The organism is Pontibacter harenae, assembly GCF_020907245.1.
Classification (GTDB): domain Bacteria; phylum Bacteroidota; class Bacteroidia; order Cytophagales; family Hymenobacteraceae; genus Pontibacter; species Pontibacter harenae.
In genome coordinates, this window is sequence record NZ_JAJJWH010000001.1 from 262,660 (window position 1) to 279,658 (window position 16,999).

At 42.6% G+C, this 16,999-nt stretch carries 22 protein-coding genes; 12 read left to right on the forward strand and 10 right to left on the reverse strand.

All coding sequences use genetic code 11. The features are described from left to right. Positions 1 to 34 precede the first annotated feature (34 nt). A complete protein-coding gene (locus LN893_RS01140; protein ID WP_229967449.1) occupies positions 35 to 457 on the forward strand; it encodes a secondary thiamine-phosphate synthase enzyme YjbQ in 423 nt (140 codons plus the stop codon). A 107-nt stretch (positions 458 to 564) separates the two neighbouring features. Here LN893_RS01140 and LN893_RS01145 read toward each other — a convergent pair whose 3' ends face one another. The 3 genes from LN893_RS01145 to gpmI all read right to left on the reverse strand — a co-directional run bounded on the left by LN893_RS01145 (position 565) and on the right by gpmI (position 4,276). Then, positions 565 to 2,058, reverse strand: a complete 1,494-nt coding sequence (locus LN893_RS01145) for a M43 family zinc metalloprotease (protein WP_229967450.1) — start codon at positions 2,056 to 2,058, stop codon at positions 565 to 567. A gap of 110 nt (positions 2,059 to 2,168) precedes the next feature. Next, entirely contained in the window at positions 2,169 to 2,741 is a 573-nt protein-coding gene (locus tag LN893_RS01150; protein WP_229967451.1) for a hypothetical protein, read from the reverse strand. Positions 2,742 to 2,746: 5 nt separating this feature from the next. Continuing rightward, a complete protein-coding gene (gene gpmI / locus LN893_RS01155; protein ID WP_229967453.1) occupies positions 2,747 to 4,276 on the reverse strand; it encodes a 2,3-bisphosphoglycerate-independent phosphoglycerate mutase in 1,530 nt (509 codons plus the stop codon). Positions 4,277 to 4,497: 221 nt separating this feature from the next. Between gpmI and LN893_RS01160 the strand changes: the two genes are divergently transcribed. From LN893_RS01160 to LN893_RS01185, 6 genes are all read left to right on the forward strand, one after another. After that, positions 4,498 to 4,923, forward strand: a complete 426-nt coding sequence (locus tag LN893_RS01160; RefSeq protein WP_229967455.1) for a DUF4783 domain-containing protein — start codon at positions 4,498 to 4,500, stop codon at positions 4,921 to 4,923. Between the two features lie 68 nt (positions 4,924 to 4,991). Beyond that, positions 4,992 to 5,849, forward strand: coding sequence for a carboxylating nicotinate-nucleotide diphosphorylase (gene nadC, locus LN893_RS01165; protein WP_229967457.1), 858 nt, complete (start codon positions 4,992 to 4,994; stop codon positions 5,847 to 5,849). Between the two features lie 315 nt (positions 5,850 to 6,164). Next, positions 6,165 to 6,752, forward strand: a complete 588-nt coding sequence (locus LN893_RS01170) for a hypothetical protein (RefSeq protein WP_229967459.1) — start codon at positions 6,165 to 6,167, stop codon at positions 6,750 to 6,752. Positions 6,753 to 6,851: 99 nt separating this feature from the next. After that, positions 6,852 to 7,142, forward strand: a complete 291-nt coding sequence (locus LN893_RS01175) for a hypothetical protein (protein WP_229967461.1) — start codon at positions 6,852 to 6,854, stop codon at positions 7,140 to 7,142. A 157-nt stretch (positions 7,143 to 7,299) separates the two neighbouring features. Continuing rightward, positions 7,300 to 8,037 carry a class I SAM-dependent methyltransferase gene (locus LN893_RS01180; RefSeq protein WP_229967464.1) on the forward strand — a complete coding sequence of 246 codons (738 nt, stop codon included), beginning with the start codon at positions 7,300 to 7,302 and terminating at the stop codon, positions 8,035 to 8,037. A 5-nt stretch (positions 8,038 to 8,042) separates the two neighbouring features. Next, positions 8,043 to 8,792: a ZIP family metal transporter gene (locus LN893_RS01185; protein ID WP_229967466.1), complete on the forward strand. Its 750-nt coding sequence runs from the start codon at positions 8,043 to 8,045 to the stop codon at positions 8,790 to 8,792. 214 nt (positions 8,793 to 9,006) lie between these two features. On the opposite strand, the gene LN893_RS01190 is transcribed toward LN893_RS01185, so the two are convergent. The 5 genes from LN893_RS01190 to LN893_RS01210 all read right to left on the reverse strand — a co-directional run bounded on the left by LN893_RS01190 (position 9,007) and on the right by LN893_RS01210 (position 11,818). Beyond that, a complete protein-coding gene (locus tag LN893_RS01190; protein ID WP_229967468.1) occupies positions 9,007 to 9,363 on the reverse strand; it encodes a hypothetical protein in 357 nt (118 codons plus the stop codon). 142 nt (positions 9,364 to 9,505) lie between these two features. After that, positions 9,506 to 9,943, reverse strand: a complete 438-nt coding sequence (locus LN893_RS01195) for a septal ring lytic transglycosylase RlpA family protein (RefSeq protein ID WP_229967469.1) — start codon at positions 9,941 to 9,943, stop codon at positions 9,506 to 9,508. Positions 9,944 to 10,149: 206 nt separating this feature from the next. Further along, a complete protein-coding gene (locus LN893_RS01200) occupies positions 10,150 to 10,899 on the reverse strand; it encodes a hypothetical protein (protein ID WP_229967471.1) in 750 nt (249 codons plus the stop codon). Between the two features lie 160 nt (positions 10,900 to 11,059). Continuing rightward, the gene (locus LN893_RS01205) at positions 11,060 to 11,368 is read right to left on the reverse strand and encodes a hypothetical protein (RefSeq protein ID WP_229967473.1); all 309 of its coding nucleotides are present in this window, start codon (positions 11,366 to 11,368) and stop codon (positions 11,060 to 11,062) included. Between the two features lie 3 nt (positions 11,369 to 11,371). After that, positions 11,372 to 11,818 carry a GNAT family N-acetyltransferase gene (locus LN893_RS01210; protein WP_229967475.1) on the reverse strand — a complete coding sequence of 149 codons (447 nt, stop codon included), beginning with the start codon at positions 11,816 to 11,818 and terminating at the stop codon, positions 11,372 to 11,374. Positions 11,819 to 12,061: 243 nt separating this feature from the next. Between LN893_RS01210 and LN893_RS20440 the strand changes: the two genes are divergently transcribed. From LN893_RS20440 to LN893_RS01220, 3 genes are all read left to right on the forward strand, one after another. Then, positions 12,062 to 12,190, forward strand: a complete 129-nt coding sequence (locus LN893_RS20440) for a hypothetical protein (protein ID WP_255709817.1) — start codon at positions 12,062 to 12,064, stop codon at positions 12,188 to 12,190. A 231-nt stretch (positions 12,191 to 12,421) separates the two neighbouring features. Then, positions 12,422 to 12,601 carry a hypothetical protein gene (locus LN893_RS01215; protein ID WP_229967477.1) on the forward strand — a complete coding sequence of 60 codons (180 nt, stop codon included), beginning with the start codon at positions 12,422 to 12,424 and terminating at the stop codon, positions 12,599 to 12,601. A 296-nt stretch (positions 12,602 to 12,897) separates the two neighbouring features. After that, the gene (locus LN893_RS01220; RefSeq protein WP_229967479.1) at positions 12,898 to 13,155 is read left to right on the forward strand and encodes a hypothetical protein; all 258 of its coding nucleotides are present in this window, start codon (positions 12,898 to 12,900) and stop codon (positions 13,153 to 13,155) included. 109 nt (positions 13,156 to 13,264) lie between these two features. Here LN893_RS01220 and LN893_RS01225 read toward each other — a convergent pair whose 3' ends face one another. Further along, positions 13,265 to 13,675 carry an Hsp20/alpha crystallin family protein gene (locus LN893_RS01225; RefSeq protein ID WP_229967481.1) on the reverse strand — a complete coding sequence of 137 codons (411 nt, stop codon included), beginning with the start codon at positions 13,673 to 13,675 and terminating at the stop codon, positions 13,265 to 13,267. Positions 13,676 to 14,167: 492 nt separating this feature from the next. Between LN893_RS01225 and LN893_RS01230 the strand changes: the two genes are divergently transcribed. Continuing rightward, complete coding sequence (locus tag LN893_RS01230; protein WP_229967483.1) at positions 14,168 to 14,800, forward strand: OmpA family protein; 633 nt, start codon at positions 14,168 to 14,170, stop codon at positions 14,798 to 14,800. Between the two features lie 310 nt (positions 14,801 to 15,110). Beyond that, the gene (locus tag LN893_RS01235; RefSeq protein WP_229967485.1) at positions 15,111 to 15,548 is read left to right on the forward strand and encodes a hypothetical protein; all 438 of its coding nucleotides are present in this window, start codon (positions 15,111 to 15,113) and stop codon (positions 15,546 to 15,548) included. A 68-nt stretch (positions 15,549 to 15,616) separates the two neighbouring features. Here LN893_RS01235 and LN893_RS01240 read toward each other — a convergent pair whose 3' ends face one another. Next, a complete protein-coding gene (locus tag LN893_RS01240; RefSeq protein ID WP_229967487.1) occupies positions 15,617 to 16,717 on the reverse strand; it encodes an acyltransferase family protein in 1,101 nt (366 codons plus the stop codon). Positions 16,718 to 16,999 lie beyond the last annotated feature (282 nt).

The following is a 16,999-nucleotide window of genomic DNA, read 5'->3' on the forward strand; positions in this document are numbered from 1 at the left end:
TCACTTAAAACCATTTTTCCCAATAGCCTATACTATGAAGTGGTATCAGAAAGAGATACGATTGCCAGCCGTTAAGCGAGGCTTCCATTTAATAACAGATTTGCTGGAGGCGCAGTTGCCTGAACTGGAGGATATAGAAGTAGGACTGGCACATGTATTCATCAAGCATACATCGGCTAGTTTAACTATAAATGAGGATGCAGACCCTACGGTGCGCCAGGACTTTGAAAGCCATTTTAACCATATGGTGCCCGAAAATCAATCTTATTATCGCCACACACTGGAGGGCTCTGATGATATGCCTGCTCACCTTAAAGCTGCTATTTTAGGAAACTCCGTTACCATGCCTATTACAAACGGAAGGTTTAACTTAGGCACCTGGCAAGGTGTTTACCTGTGTGAGCACCGCGATTATGCCTCGAAGCGTACAGTTGTCGTGACGCTACAGGGGCAGTAAGCTCGTTGTTTGTGCAGCGCGCATTGAGTTGTATTATAAGAGAACCAGGCCTCTGTTTAGCTCCAGGTATGTAGGTAGCAACGATGACTTGAGGCAGCTTTGAAAGCCTATTTGGTGATCATTATTTTTCTGATTGTTGTGGCATCTGTGCTCTTTAGGCGTAGGATATACATGCCAGGAGGTAAGCTTCTGACATCCAGCTTCAGTACACGGTCTTTCACCTGCTCGCTAAGTACGGTTTGCCCTAGGCTGTTTACTAGCTCCACTTGCCGTACATATATTCTGGCTGGCTGCTCAATGGTAAGCACATCATGTGCAGGGTTCGGATAGATCATCAACTCATTCACGGTTACATGCACCAGTTGCTCTTTTACTTCTGTGCTGGTTTGGTAGCTGTTAGAGATAGTTAGTTTTACACGATACTTACCTGGAGTAGTATATACCACGCTTGGGTTCTGAGCCGTAGAGGTAGCTGGAGAAGCTCCTTCAAATTCCCAAAGCCAGGAGTTGGCTCTTACACCATCAGACTCATCTGTGAAATTAACGGTGTTGCCTGCTATGGCAAGTGTATCTTGCGCGTTGGTTAGCTTAAAGTTAGCTCTGATAATGCCATCGCACACAATAGAGTTAAGTATAGAAGCACGTTTTGTTTCCAGCACTGCCTGCATATAAGCTGCCTGGCCTTTCGTGAAAAGATTCATGCAGGCATCGTCGGTGTAGTCCATGTAGTTCTGGTACATATCACCGTAGGGGCTATCGTCGCAGGATACTGTTATACTGCTTGGGCATTGGTAGTTTTCTCCCAACTGATTAGGTGTGTCGTCTATGCCATCGGAGTCTGAACAAGTGTTACCGTTGCCCCAGATATGGTTCAAGCCTAGCCAATGGCCTACTTCATGCGTGGCAGTGCGTCCCAGGTTGTATTGAGAAGCAAAAGGGTTGGCAGGATAGGCTCCTACAGCAGAGTAAAGCAACACAACACCATCGTAAGCTGCGGATGCTCCAGGTGGAGTTGCATATCCGAGTATACGGTTCGATATACTGCATATCCAGATGTTTAAATACTGTTCCGGGTCCCAGCCATCTACTCCTCCAGACTGGCTAAACTTAACATTGTCACTACCGATGCTAAAGGACGTTCTGGTGGTTTTGGTGCGGGTAATGCCTTTGGTTGGGTTGCCTTCTGGGTCAACGCTGGCAAGGCAGAACTCTATTCCTGCATCAGCAGAAAACTCTTTAAAATAAGCAGGAGTGTTAGTGGTATCAGCATTCTTGCGCCGAAAATCGCTGTTTAGTATCTGTAACTGCGAGTAAATCTGTTCATCAGATATGTTCTCCTCTTCTGTACTATAAACGACATGAAAAACAACGGGCACAAAAACAGTAGACTGCTGCAGGTACTGGCCCTGTGGCTTTTGCTGTAGCGCCTGCTGAACGTCTTGCTCTACCTTTTGCTGACGTAACTCAAATGTGGCATCCTTTTCCTTTAGCGTTTCTACATAGGTACTGTAGCCACACGACCGTTGCTGTGCGTTGGTTGTTCCTTGTCCAAAACAAGGTAGGCAACAGGTAAGCAGAAAAAATAAAAAATAGAAACGCATACTACTATGGCTTAGCCCACCATGGAAACTTACAAGCAGGGCTTTTGTGCGCAAGATACAGATAAATAGCATCTTACCACAAAATATAGCAGTAGCTTAGCTAAGAATTTTTACAGTTTTGCAGAGACGCTATAATGAAGAGAGTCGTTGAGAATAAGCTTCTGTACGCCCTCAATAGAATAACTTTGCAGGGTGGTGTTAGCGTCGGTGGTGAGGCTTAGTGTTCTTTTGGTATAAAACAGAGGATTCTGGTCCTGTAGCACAGCTTCCAGGTGCTGTATCTGGTTGTCTGGGCGGAGGATCAGGTGCAGATAAGCAACGGGTGCCTCCGCTCCTTCCACTCTATTGTACTTTACAGAAGTGTTTCCGTTGGAAAGCTGTGTTTTCTGCTCTGTATAAAACTCCTGCACAGCGGGTCTGTTCACATCCACCTCCTGGAAAACAGCTAGTTCTTCTTCCCAGTTTACGCTATCTGTTTTAATGGTTTCAGCAGGTTGACCTTCTGTTTGTACTGTTTTAAGTACTGTTGGGCTCTGGGCCTCTAAGTGCTGAACCTGCTGGGCAATAAACCCATTGATATCGTAAGCCAACGCCGCCTCACCAGTGGCGGGCGGCGTCGGTCTCTCACAGGCTGCTATAGCCAGCAAGAAAAATGCATACAATATATTTTTATACTTTAGCAACAGTATTATGCTTTGTTTAGCAATGAAGTACCTGTCATTTCTGCTGGCAGGCTAATGCCCATCAGGTCAAGCACAGTAGGTGCAATATCGCCTAGTTTACCGTCTTTCAATGTTCCTTTATAGTCGTTGCTTACCAGTACGCAAGGCACCAGGTTAGTAGTGTGTGCTGTGTTTGGCGTTCCGTCTGGGTTAACCATCATGTCAGCGTTACCGTGGTCTGCAATTACTATAGTATAGTAGTCGCTTTCAAGGGCAGCTGTAATTACATCTTTTGCACACTCATCTACTACCTCACAAGCTTTAACAGCAGCCTCAAACACACCTGTGTGGCCTACCATGTCTGGGTTGGCAAAGTTCAGGCAAATGTAGTCGGCGGTTTTGTTTTTCAGCTCTGGTACAATGGCGTTTCTGATATCGTAAGCGCTCATTTCTGGCTGAAGGTCGTAAGTGGCCACTTTCGGCGATGGGCAAAGCAGGCGCTTCTCACCTTCAAACTGCTGCTCGCGGCCGCCAGAGAAGAAGAACGTTACGTGTGGGTACTTTTCTGTTTCGGCAATACGGATTTGCTTTTTACCAGCGTTAGCTAGCACCTCGCCAAGCGTATTGTTCAGGTTATCTTTTTCAAAAATGGCCTTTACTTTTAGGAAAGACTCATCGTAGTTGGTCATGGTAATATAGTGCAGGTCTAGCTTGTGCATATCCTGCTCAGGGAAATCGCGCTGGGTTAGTGCCTGCGTAATTTCACGGCCACGGTCTGTACGGAAGTTAAAGCAAATAACTACATCGCCGTCTTTTATAGTAGCAATAGGCTCCTGCTGGTCGTTTACCTTTACAATCGGCTGGATAAATTCGTCGGTTACATTCTCGTTATAAGAGTTCAGCATCGACTTAATAATGTTCTGCGAAGGAGTGCCTTTGCCGTGAACCATTACATCGTAAGCCAGTTTTACACGCTCCCAACGGTTGTCGCGGTCCATGGCATAGTAGCGGCCTATAACAGTGGCAATGGTACCTGTAGTATTCTCCAGGTGCTGCTCCAGTTCGTTTATGTATTTCACTCCTCCCTTAGGGTCAGTGTCGCGACCATCGGTAAAGGCATGTATGTAAACCTGAGACAAGCCCTGATCTGCGGCTTCCGAGCAAAGTGCCTTTAAGTGATCTATATGAGAGTGAACACCCCCATCAGACAGCAAGCCGATGAAGTGAACAGGCTTATTGTTTTCTTTGGCAATAGAAAAAGCCTCTGCCAGGGCTGGCATGGAGCCTAGTTTATGTTCAGAAATGGCTTTGTTTACACGTACCAGATCCTGGTATACTACACGGCCTGCGCCAATGTTCATGTGTCCTACTTCAGAGTTACCCATTTGCCCTACAGGCAAACCTACTGCCTCGCCAGAAGCCTCCAGCTTAGAAACAGGGTAATTTTGAAGAATAGAGTCAATAAACGGTGTATTGGCTGCTTGTATGGCAGACACCTCTGGATTAGTGGCGATGCCCCATCCATCCAGAATAACTAAGAGAACCTTTTTATCCATGATGCAAATATAAGTATAAACTTTTAAAGCAAGTCTTTGGGTATGGCTTAATGCTATGCAAGTAGGTTTTTGTTTTGTACGCTAAATAAAGCATGATAAAGGTGCCTACAAAGGAAAATTCTGCGCAAATATTAAAAGAATACTATTAACTTTATATCTGAAAAAGGAAAAGCTATTGGCACAGTTTTAGCTTAAAGGAGGGCGAGACTTAAGTATTTTTTATGAAAGAAATCAAACACATTGCTGCTGTATTTTCTTTGCTAATAGTGTTTGTGTGGTTGTGCGGAGGGCAGGCAATTGCGCAGAATTCATTTTCTGATAATGTAACAGATCAGGTGAAAACAGCAATGCGGACAGGTTCTTCGAAAGAACTGGCAAGGCATTTCGACAATAAGGTAAGAATATCTTTTGTAGACGAAAAACCAACAGACTATAGCAACACACAGGCAGAGTTTGTGATGAAGAACTTCTTCAGCAAGCATCCCGCAACTGATTTTTCCTATGGTTTCGACGGAGACTCCAATACCAAAAGCAAATCTTATGTAATAGGAACCTATACACATGAGGATGGCACCTTTACCGTTCTTATCCGTTTAAAAGAGTCGAGCGGCCGCTATTTGGTGCATTCCATTGAATTTATAAAGTAGTAAGCGATAAATAAATAGATTTTAATGAGGCTCGGGTTAAGTTCCGAGCCTTTTTTTATTTTTGTACTGTGAAACCGACATACCTGAACGAACAAAGTATAAGCGAGTTTATTTCTCGTGCCCTTGCCGAAGATATCGGTGACGGAGACCATTCTTCACTTGCCTCTATTCCTGCGGATGCCCAAAACAAGGCACGCCTGTTGGTTAAAGACGAAGGTATACTGGCTGGTGTAGAAATGGCTGACTATATTTTTAATGCTGTAGACCCAGCACTAAAGCTAGAGATACTACTGCAGGATGGCACTGAGGTGAAACACGGCGAAATAGCTTTTACTGTATCAGGAAAGGCGCAGTCTATACTTACGGCCGAGCGTTTGGTGCTGAACTGTATGCAGCGCATGAGTGGTATTGCCACTTATACCCGCAGCCTCGCCAAACTGTTAGAAGGCACTAACGCAAAGCTGCTCGATACCCGCAAAACAACTCCAAACTTCCGCATAATGGAGAAATGGGCTGTCGTGATTGGCGGCGGTCAGAACCACCGCTACGGCCTGTTCGATATGATTATGTTGAAAGACAACCATGTGGACTATGCTGGCGGCATACGCGCGGCTATTACAGCTACACAGCGTTACCTGGAAGAGAAAGGTAAAGACCTGAGAATAGAAGTAGAAACGCGTTCGCTTGATGAGGTGCGTGAGGCGCTGGAAGTTGGCGGTATCCATCGTATCATGCTCGATAATATGGCTCCTAAGCTGATGCGTGAGGCTGTGGAGCTTATTGGAGGCCGTTACGAAACCGAGGCTTCGGGAGGTATAACAGAGGCTACGATTCGTGAGGTAGCCGAAAGCGGTGTAGATTATATTTCGGTGGGTGCCCTCACCCACTCTAACAGAAGCCTGGACCTGAGCCTGAAAGCGTATTAGCACCAGGCATTATCTAACACTGATTATGGTAAGGGTATAAATGTGCTAGAGTAGGCAGAACAGCCTATAGTGTTTTGCATCCCATAGCCATAGTTTGTGGTGGTCTGATTACAAATGGTGCAAAAATGTGTCTGTTACAGGACACTATTAGCAGATAGCTAATTGCTTAAACCCAAATATTAACTACTTTTGTGCTCGAAATTGTAGGGAGGCAGTGCCTTCAGGTTACTTTATGTACCTCTGGTGTCAGTTCTGCAACCAGAGGCTGGTAGTGGTGAACGAGCAGAGCAGTGAGTTTCGATAGTTTAATTAGTTATGCATCAACCAAATCAAAGAGGGCAAAGGATGGGACAAGGCGCTAATCCGCTGGCCATCCGAACAAAAAAATATCAGCTTGACAAGCAAATGTATACTACCATGGCCCTGAAGCAAGTTTGGAGCCGCGATTGGTGGTACGCTCTTATTCCGTTGGTGCTACTGTTGCTGCCAGCTGTATTTAGCTTCTCGTGGTGGTGGGTGGTAGCGGCTGTTGTCGTTACGCTTCTTTTTGTGCTGGTGCGTTCGGCCCAGGTGATGGGAGTAACGCAGGTAGAGCAAGGCAACCCTTTGTTTGAGCGCCTTTACTACGAGATAGACCAGCGTCAGATCTTGATGAAGCGCAACGAGCGTGAGGGTATGAACCTGACTTGGGACATGATTCAGAAAGCAGGCCATTCAGAGGATGCTTTCATGCTGTGGCTACAGCAGCCAAGTGCTGAGCAGTTGCCAAGTGGCTGGAAAGGCTGGGTAGCTAAAAACTTCCAGGTGCCTGTGTTCGTGCATTTGCCGCACCGTATATTTAACAGCCCGAACGATATTAAGCTGTTGGATAGCATATTGCGCCGTAAAAGTCTGTTGGCGTAGTTGCCTTAGAACCTAAGGTGAGGTTATAGTCGTAAACAATTATTATAGAAGCTTTATCAGAAGAGAAGAGGCGCTATAGTATAAAGTATAAACCAAACAATGATGAACAAGAACGTAATAGTAGCTTTTGCCGCCGTATGTGGTTTGTTTATGGCCTCTTGCGGTACTCCGTCAGATTACAGACCAGAAACGAAAGTGTCTGTAGACTATGTTGAGCCAGGCACAAGGAATACACATAATATCGGCAAGGTAAACGATATACATGGCGAGTCTCAGAAAGAAGAGTACATGCCAGGCCACATGAGAGGTGGAAACAGCATACAACCAAGCGACAGTGTTTCAGAAGAAGTGGAATCTAACACTTCTGATATGGGTACACTACAGCACTAAAATTTATAAGATTTTATTAGCCTGCCGCTGCTGTTATAGCAACGGCAGGCTTTTTTTTTGCTCTTTCCTTTCGTATACCGTAAGCTTATTGGTGCTGCAAGGAAGGCAGCTTTTCAGAAATTAACTCTATATTTGCAACTCTATTGCTTTTAGCATTATGTCGCAGCAGGAAGAATGGTTTAGCGCTTGGTTTAATTCCCCGTACTATCACATCCTTTACAAAAACCGTAATGCACAAGAGGCACAATTGTTTATAGATAATCTGTTAGCCTACATTCAACCTGATCCCTCTTACAAAGTACTGGATTTGGCGTGCGGAAGAGGGCGGCATTCTGTTTACCTGAACCAAAAAGGATGCGACGTGACAGGTCTCGACCTTTCGGCGAGCAGTATAAAGCATGCAAAGCAGTTTGAGAAAGATCGCCTTCATTTTGAAGTGCATGACATGCGTGCCGTGTACAAGCCTGAATACTTCGACCTAGTGGTAAACTTATATACGAGCTTCGGCTATTTCGAAAGTGAGGTAGAAAACATAGTTGCACTAAGCTCTACAGCTAAAGCCGTTAAACCTGGTGGCAAGCTAGTAATTGATTTTATGAACACATCTAAAACGATTGCGAAACTGGTGCCGCACGAAGAAAAAGAGATAAACGGTATAACCTTTCGCATTAACAGGAAGTTGGAGGCTGGCTTTATAGTTAAAGATATCCTTTTTTCTGATAAAGGAAAGAACTATGAATTTGAGGAGCGCGTAAGAGTGCTGCGAGAAAAAAATTTTAGGCGCTATTTCAGAATGGCGCAGTTGGAGTTAGTAGATATGTTTGGCGACTATAACCTTAAACCTTACCACGCGGAAAATAGCGACCGCATGATTTTTATTTTAACACGACCTTAGCCTTTATGATAGTTGCCATACTTGTGCTGTTTTTTACAGTTGTGCTTTCAGGCTTTCTGGTAAAGGCGTTTCCGCCCAGCAACAGTAAATGGCTGAAGCTTGCGTTATCGTTTAGCGGTGCCTACCTGTTCTCCATCACCATTATCCACTTGTTGCCCGACATGCTGTTAGAGGCTAATAACCCTTATTTGGTTGGCTATTGGGTATTGGCTGGTTTCTTTCTGCAGCTAATATTAGAGCTTTTTTCGCAGGGCGTAGAGCATGGGCACATGCATAAACACCAGCACAACGAGGCAACAGGTATCCCCTTTCTTTTGCTATGCTCTTTGTTTGTGCACTCTTTTCTGGAAGGAAGTATTCTGGTTGATGTAAGATCATCGGCGCATGGCCACTCACATGCAGGAGGCGGTTTTAGCCTGGTGCTGTTAGGAGTAGCGCTGCACCACGTGCCTGCTGCTTTTGCGCTTATGTCGGTGCTGCTTTCGCGGTGGCATAACTTTAAGAAGGCTTTTCTGTGGCTCTTAATTTTTGCGGTAGGCTCTCCGTTAGGTATTATTGTTGGTAACACTCTGCTTGCACAAGAACCCGCAAGCAGCCCTCTCTACATAGCCTTAACAGGTTTGGTGGCTGGTAACTTCCTGCATATTTCCACTACCATTCTTTTTGAGAGCAGTCCAGATCATCATTTTAACCGAAATAAGTTAGTAGCAACTATACTTGGCTTGGCTTTGGCCATCATGAGCGATTTTATATAGGACAGCATGGTTCAGCAGCGGCTTAGTGTGGAGGGAAAATCACAACTGATGGTTATGCTTGGCTTAGTGGGAGTAGCTACTTCTTTTTAAAAAAGGAAAATATACCAATCCCTCTCCACTACACTTTTCTGAAATACTTTTGAGATAAGTGGGTGCAAGCACAGCTATGGAACCTCTTGCTGGTAAGGCCTGCACAGGCCGTAAGATATGTAGACTAAATGATTGTGGAAAGTAGGGTTGCCACAAGCGCTTTTAGAGCAACTACCAGAGCACTGGCATGATCAAAGCTTTCTGCAGAATCCTCTTCCTCAGAAAAGGCGCTTTTTAGAAAAGACATAGGGCTTTCCAGTACATCAGCATCCAGAATCGATTTTTGGCTTGGTTTAGTGGTTGTTGCAGTCGATTTTGCTTTTGGCTCATTTGTACTAGCTTCTCCTGCCAAAGTAACCTGTTGCTGAGGCTGGTTTGAAGGACTAAGAGAAACAGAAGTAGCTGCCATGCAAGTGGCTATCGCAACCAGCATTATAACTACTAAAGAGGAAAGAGTCCAATATATTTCTCTTGATTTCATGAGACAAAATTATAAAGTATAGTTATAATAATCAATGTAAACTTTGGATATTATATAAAATGCAACTTTTACTATACTTAACGTAACCAATTGAAGAACAGGTGTGTCTTAAATGTTAAATATTCCTTAAATTTTGTCGCTGCTAATCGGCTGCACGCACAACTTTTATTTTAACAGGTACAACGCCTGCTTTAATATAGTTCAACCTCTTGGCTGCAGCTTCAGACAAGTCTATAATACGGCCGCTGATAAACGGGCCTCTGTCTGTGATTTTCACCCGTACTGTTTTGCCTGATTGCAAGTTAGTAACTTTCACCTTTGTGCCGAAGGGCAGCGTTTTGTGTGCTGCAGTTAGTTTTCGGCGGCGGTAAGGTTCTCCGTTAGCCATTTTACGCCCCTGAAACTTTCGGCTGTAGTAAGAAGCTTTGCCTTGTTCGGTGTAGCCGCGTTGGCCATGCTGCGGTGGCGTGCTGGCGCAGGAAGAAAATCCTGTGGTTAGAGCGGCTGCAACAGCTACAGAGGCTACCCAACGCTTAATAATTGAAAAATTCGGAACAGTAAAGGGTAAGGAAAGCAACATAAAGAATGGTAATAGTTAATGTTTATACGCCGCCGCTAAGAACACATTGCCTATTCAGAAGCATGTCGAGCTAGAGTGTCTAGAACTGAAGAGCGCTAATCGCCATCAAGGCACACGTTAAACGGTACAGACTACAATATAATGAAATAGCCGAAACTGTAAGGCAGTTTCGGCTAAAGTCAAAAGCTTTTATGTGATATGTCCTGTTAGCGTTTTAGCTCATAGTTGTAAACTTCCATGGCCTGAGTCAGTTTGTCTTTCTGGAAAAGCTTGATTACAAACGGAAGGGCTATTAGACCAGCGCCTGCGTACACGGCTGGATTTATTTGGGCACTGCTGTTACCATAGACATCTGTAGTAACATTAGAGCTTAAAACGCCTATAGCCGTAACACCCACACCCACTGCAGACACAATGGTAGAGATTACACGCTCGCGCTTATGCCGCTGTAGCAAAGCCATGCTAGAGGCATTGTCCGCAAGGGACTCTTTCAGGTTTTCGTAGTTTAAAGGGATCAGTGGGCCATTGTCTTTCGAGAAGAAGTATACGCGCCTGCGTGATGGTACAGCACCATAGCCGTATCCATATCCTCCGAAGCCATACGGCGAGTAGTTTGGCCTGTAATCATAAGTGCTGGTGTAGAACTTAGAGATACGCGGCCCTTCCGATACGCGCTTTGCAAAGCTGTCGAGGCCACTGCCGTAGCTAACACGGGCAAAATAACCCTCGTCGCTCTGGTACAGGTTTACAGACTGTATGCTATAACGGAGCGTGTCATCTACTAAGAAGTAGTCCTGCTTAAAGATCGGAGACTTATACTTTAACTTATTGGTGTATATGGTCTGTCCGTTGTTAAGATGAATAAAATATCTAGCAGGTTGCGCCTGTTCTGTTTGTGCTTGCGCCCCCATGCACAGCGACAACAGCAGTAGTATAGATGAAAGTAACTTTTTCATGAGTGCAATATTAGATTAATTAGTCAGATTATAATTGGTTTTGTGTACGTGTTAAAGTTAGAGGAAGAAATAGTTTTTGTGTGATTTCGCGATCAGTAACTGTCTTTGTGCCAGGTGAAACTCTGTAAAAACGTTCTGATGAAATCAACAGCCACACAGTTTATTCAAAAATAAAAAAAAGCATAGGCAGCATAACAAGTAACGCTAAGTACACCCAGCCCATAAGTTGCTTACGGTGTTTGCTAGGCACGTAATTACTTACCAACACAACAGCGGTGAGCACAGAAAGCAGGTAAAGCAAGATAAAAAGCGCCGCTTTTACCCAGTTGGGTACAATAGTGTTTTCTGGCTGAAACTGATTGTCCATACCCATATCCGATAGTAGCCACTTTAGTCCAGCAAAAACTACGATTTCAAAGATTAGAAAGAGAAGCAAACCGTAAAAGCGGCTTGAGCTGCTGCTGTTCATGCGCTAAATACTTTTAAAAAAATGGTAGCTTTTGATATGGAACCCTTCCCTAAAGTAAAACTTATGAGCGGCACTATTTGTAACGTATGCATCTAGCATTATAGTATCGCAAGCTAAGTTTTTCGCCTCTTGTAGCATCCAGTCAGACAACAATTTGCCTACACCTTTAGATCTGTAAGCTTCATCTACTATAAAGTTATCTACTTCTAAATACTTACCGCTGTAAAGCTTTGCGTTTACCCAAAAACCAGAGAGACCTACACAGGTGCTGCTATCAAAAGCTCCAACCATACGGTAGCCGTTATCCAGCATAGTTATGAGCAGCTCCTCGTATCGCTCCCGCGTCATGGCAGGGTTGAGCTGCTTTATAAGCCCGTGTTGGTTAAGCATGTTTTGCAGGCCAGTTATTTCGCTGGCAGTAAGGTTGCTAGGGTTTGTAGCTGATGGCACAGTTTTAGTACGAGTTATCTTTATTAGAAGCACATATATGTATAGTTGCCAAATGTATAAATTTTAGAAGAAAGTAGTTGAACAACTTTAAGAAATGAAACATTAGGGGGCCACTGTACCGTTAAATTAATAGAAAGGTGTTGGAATATGAGGTTATTGAAGAATATTAAATTAGATAATTATAATTTCTATAATAAGGAGACGCGAAAAATCTTTAGTATTGGTTACGAAGATTTAACAACGTTGATCTATTATCAGGATGCAAAAAACAAGTATACGTTGGTCGTAGCGAAGAAAGACGATCCTCCGCTTATACTTGAGAAGAAGATTACGCGTGCTGAAGCGTTTAGATTAATGAATACCCGCCCATAACGACGGGTATTTTTTTTGCGTCATGCCGCACTTCCCCTTTTGTGTTGGAACAATAAGTAAGACTTTGTCATCCAATTCCTTTTCTCCATTTCTGTTTGTGTAGCCTTGGCTCCTTTCGATTGCGGCCTTAGCGGCAATTGTCTTTCTTTTTGTCCTGCTACAAACTATATACTATCAAAAAGGAAAAACAGTAGTCCTAAGCTTCAGAGCAAAACTTGCGTATAAGTGTTTATGAAAAAATGGAACAAGTATTATAAAATAGCCGCCGTTGGAGCTGTCGTAACATTCTTGCTTCAGATCATACTTGCCTTTGCAGTAGACCCTTACTTTGCTTCTATCCTTAGCTCTCTGTTTCCTGTCTGGATTATCTTGTTTGTGGTAGGTTGGCGAAAGGAGCACCCAAGGCGATAGTAGTTTTAAAGTAGAAATGTACTTCAGCGTTGTACTTCTACCCTCTCAGAACCTGAAATGCCGCTTTTTATAATGTGGTAGAATTGCCAGCCCAGATTAAGCAGTCTAAAAATAGCTACTGCTGACGTTATTGTTCATACGGTAAGGCTTAAGTAGAGCCGATGTGTAAAACCATACTTACATTAGGTTGTATTTAAGTAAGTTTTAGTGGCTTTTGGTAAAATTCTGTTTACAATAGGGCACTTTTTTTGAGAAGTTTTTGCTCTAGAGTAATAGCCAAAGTATCAATTATGCATATGTCTGATCAAAACACTATGACGGATGTAAACCAGGTGCAACACATGTTTCTGCAGGTAGAGAGCAGCGATGCTGTCTGTATCCTCAATGTGGCTGGCCATCCGTACCGTCTGCGGGAGCTAATATTTATGATGATAGAAAGTGGTTGTAGGGTGCAGCAAACTACAGCCGAAGGATATCAGTCTTTTATCTATGATAAAGAAACAGTAGAAGTGTACGACTACCTTACATCAATCATAAAAGCTAAATTTTTATAAATTATGTTTTCGAACAGGGCGTGTGTTATGCTTATCAAGCCCCACCTAAACGAGCAAAGGCTACCATTATGGTAGCCTTTGCTCGTTTATAGCTTTATTTTTGGGTTACTTATAGTTGTTTTATCTCAATTTCTTTAGGTTGCATAGCGGCTTCGTGGTAAGGTAATTTTACCTGAAGTTCTCCTTCTTGGTATACTGCCTCAATGCGGCCTAAATCTACCTGAGGTGGTAACATATATATGCGGTTGAACAACGGAATAGCCAACTCAGGATTTATCTCGCTTTGTAACACAGAATAAATAGTTAGTTGGTTGTTGTGAAGCACCACTTTAAATGCTTCTGGGTTCACGCCCGCAGCCCAAACACTAATGATTGCTCCCTTCTTATATTTTTCGATTTCAACATAAGTTTCGCTTATACCTCCTCCAACTGTATTAAACAGATCAAGGTGTTGAGCTATGCTTCGTAAAAATTCTTTATTATTTATCAATTTCATGTCTTTCTCCTCTTTCGGTTTCAAGAGGAATAATGCAAAATAGATGCCATTTATTCGAGGCGTGCTCTGTAATTTATAACCTCAAGTGGTTATGCCAATTTGGCTTCTCATGGGTAGAGTTATTGCTCTTGTATGGCCATTTTGTCATTTTTTTGCAAAATGCTGTAAAAGTATAGTTATATATGAAAAGGATTGGTACTTGCTATTTAGGTTTGCTCACTTATAGCAGATTAGCGAGCTTCATAATTCTGCCTCAATAGTGGCTGTTAGAATAATTTTACTTATTGTAAATAGCTGTTTAATAAAGTGTTATTGTTTTTTGTCGGCTAGTAGTGCGGGTTCTAAACACAGTTATAAATGACTACAATTCGTTTTGCGGTTCTTATAGTTTGCTGCTTTTTTATGCTTTCTTGGCTGGAGCATTTCTTAGAATATGCTAGTATTAAGGATGTTATACCTAAACAATGCCTGGTATGCCTCGTAGAAAATATATAAGAACCAACTAAGAACACAACTATGAAAAATATTAAATCAATTGCACTTATTGCCGCATTAGGCTTATTTACAGCATGTAATGAAAACAACAGAGTAGAGGAAGCAGGCGTATCAGAATTGGCTTCTGCCGATACCGCAGTTATGTATGGCGATGATAGAGCCCGAGTGGAGGCAGATGGAGCTGAGATAAAAGAGGTAGGAGAAGGCTTTTGGGCTAATGTAGATCTAGATGCTCCCGTAGCAAATGATAATAGGTTTACAAATTCAGGTATAGAGCGCCGTTCGAGCCAGGGGTACAATATCTATATGATGGATGAGCGTATTCTGTTTGATTTAGATAAAGCCACACTTCGTTCTGGTGCAGATGAAAAGCTTAATAGCATTGTAGAATCAATCAAGGAAGTTGGCGGATCTCAGGCCCCTATCCGTGTTTATGGCTATACTGACTATCTGGCTAGCAAAGAGTATAATAAACAGCTTGCTGAAGAACGCGCCAATAACGTTAAGAACTGGTTACAGCAAAATACAGAACTGGATGCTTCTCGTATATCGACACAGGCAGTGGGCGAAGCAAATCCAAGAGCAACTAACGATACAGCAGAAGGTAGACAGAAAAACCGCCGTGTAGCGATTGTAGTTGCCACACAGCAGTAGTAAGCCTTAAAACAGTAAATCTTAGAAAAGAATAATTTAAGAGCAGGTTTGGTTACCAATATTGGGTGCCATACCTGCTTTTTTGTTTTTGTGTATTTCTGTTTTGTTCAGGCTGATTGTAATGCGCAGCAATGGTGGGTAAAGTATAACATATTTGTGTAATTAACGTGATATTAGTGGTTTTAAAGGGTTTTTAAGCTTTAAAATTAAATGTTATGGTTGTGGCCTTTTGGTGGAGTAGGTTCTTGTGATATAAATTGTTTTGCACATTATCTTTAAATATGCTAACTTGCTGCTACTTTAATGCTGTATGAAAAATTTATACTTCAAAAATAGCTTTGTTAGTATATTCTATGATAAAAAGCAGCGATTAGGTAAAGCTGTTTGGCATGGGGAGCTAATAGGCTCAGAGTATCGTGAAGCAGTCTTGTTGTGCCTAGATCTTATAGAAAGGCACGAATTGAGAGGTTGGTTGGGCGATAATCGTAAAATGAAATCTATTCGCCTAGATGATCTGGAATGGAGTTTAAAAGTATTTATACCTCAGTTGCTGGAAAGCCCGCTACTCCGTTTAGCTAACGTGGCCTCAGAAAACAAACAGAACCGAGATGCCATAGAAAAGATGTACAGTAAGGCTAACAACTCGGAAGAAAGCCTGGTTGTACATGATTTTCAGGATATCGTCGAAGCAGAAGCATGGCTTGTGGAGGTAGCAGGCGTGCCTGGTTCAGACAAGCATTCCTCCTAGCTTTGTCTGTTGTTTTTCTATTCTTAGTATTCTCCCCTTAGGTTTCCAGCTTTTACTATAGCATTAAGTTAGCCCACCTTTACAACTGTGCTTACAGGAACAGGAATCGAAGCCTTCTTGTAAGAAAAGTATTTCTTCAAATTCAAGAAAGGCTTTTCGATGCACATCCAGGAAAGCCACGGTAGCAGGCAGAGCAAACTAATGTTTGCCAAAGCAAAATACAAATAGTTGTCGGTCAGGTAAGGGAAGTATGGGTTTATAAGCCTTGCAAATGCCCATACCACATACGGTATCGGAATATGATATAGATAGAGGCCATAACTGATTTTGCCTATAAATAGCAGGCGCTTGTTGTTAAACAAAGAAGAGAACCTGTATTTCTTGGCCTGCCCTTGGTGCACTAAAAAAGTTATCACGCACAAGGCTATAACAGATACAAACGTACGAATGGGTACAGGAATATTTAAACTGCCAGATAGTTTGCCTGCCAAAAGTAGCATACTTAAAATTACGAGCAGATGCAGAGCTTTATAAGCCTTGCCTAACAAATGAGGCTTATAAGCCAGCACCCATGCCAATAGAGCTCCTAGACCGAAAGCGTCAAAGCAGGTGTAAGTAGGCAAATAGCCATACTCAAAGTTGGTGATAAATAATTGGCTGATGGTGCCAGTAAGTATAAAGGCGAGTATGACGGGAAGTATGTACTTTTTATTTGTATATAGAATAACCCAAGGCCATAAAAAGTAAAACTGTTCTTCCACGGCTAAAGACCAGCAATGCGCTGTTAAATCGCCGAAATACTTTAAATTATAGAAGTGAATATTGGTAGTGAAAGTTAAAAGATAAGGAAGTTCAGAGTCGACACCCAGTTTGAAATATCGGCTTAAAAAATATACAAGAATAACTGTGAAGTAGTAGGCTGGCAGTATTCTTAGGGCTCTTCTGAAGAAGAAGTTCTTGAAAGCAACGAGCTTAGAGGTACCTGTTTCCTCCGCTTCTTTTTTATTGTCAAACAGAATATTTGTTATCAGGAAGCCGCTGAGCACGAAAAAAATATTTACGCCAACGAATCCGCCCTTCTGCAGGATCGGGAATGGCAACCAATGCGAAACAATAACAAGCATAACAGCTAGTGCTCTAACAGCATCAAGTTGCTTGAAATAGATCATAGGATATGGCTATAGATATTAGCGAATATATGTACTAACTTTCAATAAGTAAAATTGATTACCAATTACTTAACTGTCGAATTAGCAAAGTATAAAAGCCAGTAAGCCCTCAGCTTTCTTATATTATTGCACTCTTTAAAAATATTTTCAGAGAATACAATGAGCAGAAGTACTTATGCTTAAACATAAGCCTTTATCACTTTTGCACTTGATTAACGGTTTATTTGCTATACTGTTTCCGCAGCTCCTCCTTTATTATTGCCCAGCTAATAAGCTTTCCCT

Coding starts and splice junctions, on each gene's coding strand:
- LN893_RS01140 (WP_229967449.1), top strand. CDS start 35: ATGAAGTGGTATCAGAAAGAGATACGATTGCCAGCCGTTAAGCGAGGC.
- LN893_RS01145 (WP_229967450.1), bottom strand. CDS start 2,058: ATGCGTTTCTATTTTTTATTTTTTCTGCTTACCTGTTGCCTACCTTGT.
- gpmI (WP_229967453.1), bottom strand. CDS start 4,276: ATGGATAAAAAGGTTCTCTTAGTTATTCTGGATGGATGGGGCATCGCC.
- LN893_RS01160 (WP_229967455.1), top strand. CDS start 4,498: ATGAAAGAAATCAAACACATTGCTGCTGTATTTTCTTTGCTAATAGTG.
- LN893_RS01170 (WP_229967459.1), top strand. CDS start 6,165: ATGCATCAACCAAATCAAAGAGGGCAAAGGATGGGACAAGGCGCTAAT.
- LN893_RS01175 (WP_229967461.1), top strand. CDS start 6,852: ATGATGAACAAGAACGTAATAGTAGCTTTTGCCGCCGTATGTGGTTTG.
- LN893_RS01180 (WP_229967464.1), top strand. CDS start 7,300: ATGTCGCAGCAGGAAGAATGGTTTAGCGCTTGGTTTAATTCCCCGTAC.
- LN893_RS01185 (WP_229967466.1), top strand. CDS start 8,043: ATGATAGTTGCCATACTTGTGCTGTTTTTTACAGTTGTGCTTTCAGGC.
- LN893_RS01190 (WP_229967468.1), bottom strand. CDS start 9,363: ATGAAATCAAGAGAAATATATTGGACTCTTTCCTCTTTAGTAGTTATA.
- LN893_RS01195 (WP_229967469.1), bottom strand. CDS start 9,943: ATGTTGCTTTCCTTACCCTTTACTGTTCCGAATTTTTCAATTATTAAG.
- LN893_RS01200 (WP_229967471.1), bottom strand. CDS start 10,899: ATGAAAAAGTTACTTTCATCTATACTACTGCTGTTGTCGCTGTGCATG.
- LN893_RS01205 (WP_229967473.1), bottom strand. CDS start 11,368: ATGAACAGCAGCAGCTCAAGCCGCTTTTACGGTTTGCTTCTCTTTCTA.
- LN893_RS01215 (WP_229967477.1), top strand. CDS start 12,422: ATGAAAAAATGGAACAAGTATTATAAAATAGCCGCCGTTGGAGCTGTC.
- LN893_RS01220 (WP_229967479.1), top strand. CDS start 12,898: ATGTCTGATCAAAACACTATGACGGATGTAAACCAGGTGCAACACATG.
- LN893_RS01230 (WP_229967483.1), top strand. CDS start 14,168: ATGAAAAATATTAAATCAATTGCACTTATTGCCGCATTAGGCTTATTT.
- LN893_RS01235 (WP_229967485.1), top strand. CDS start 15,111: ATGAAAAATTTATACTTCAAAAATAGCTTTGTTAGTATATTCTATGAT.
- LN893_RS01240 (WP_229967487.1), bottom strand. CDS start 16,717: ATGATCTATTTCAAGCAACTTGATGCTGTTAGAGCACTAGCTGTTATG.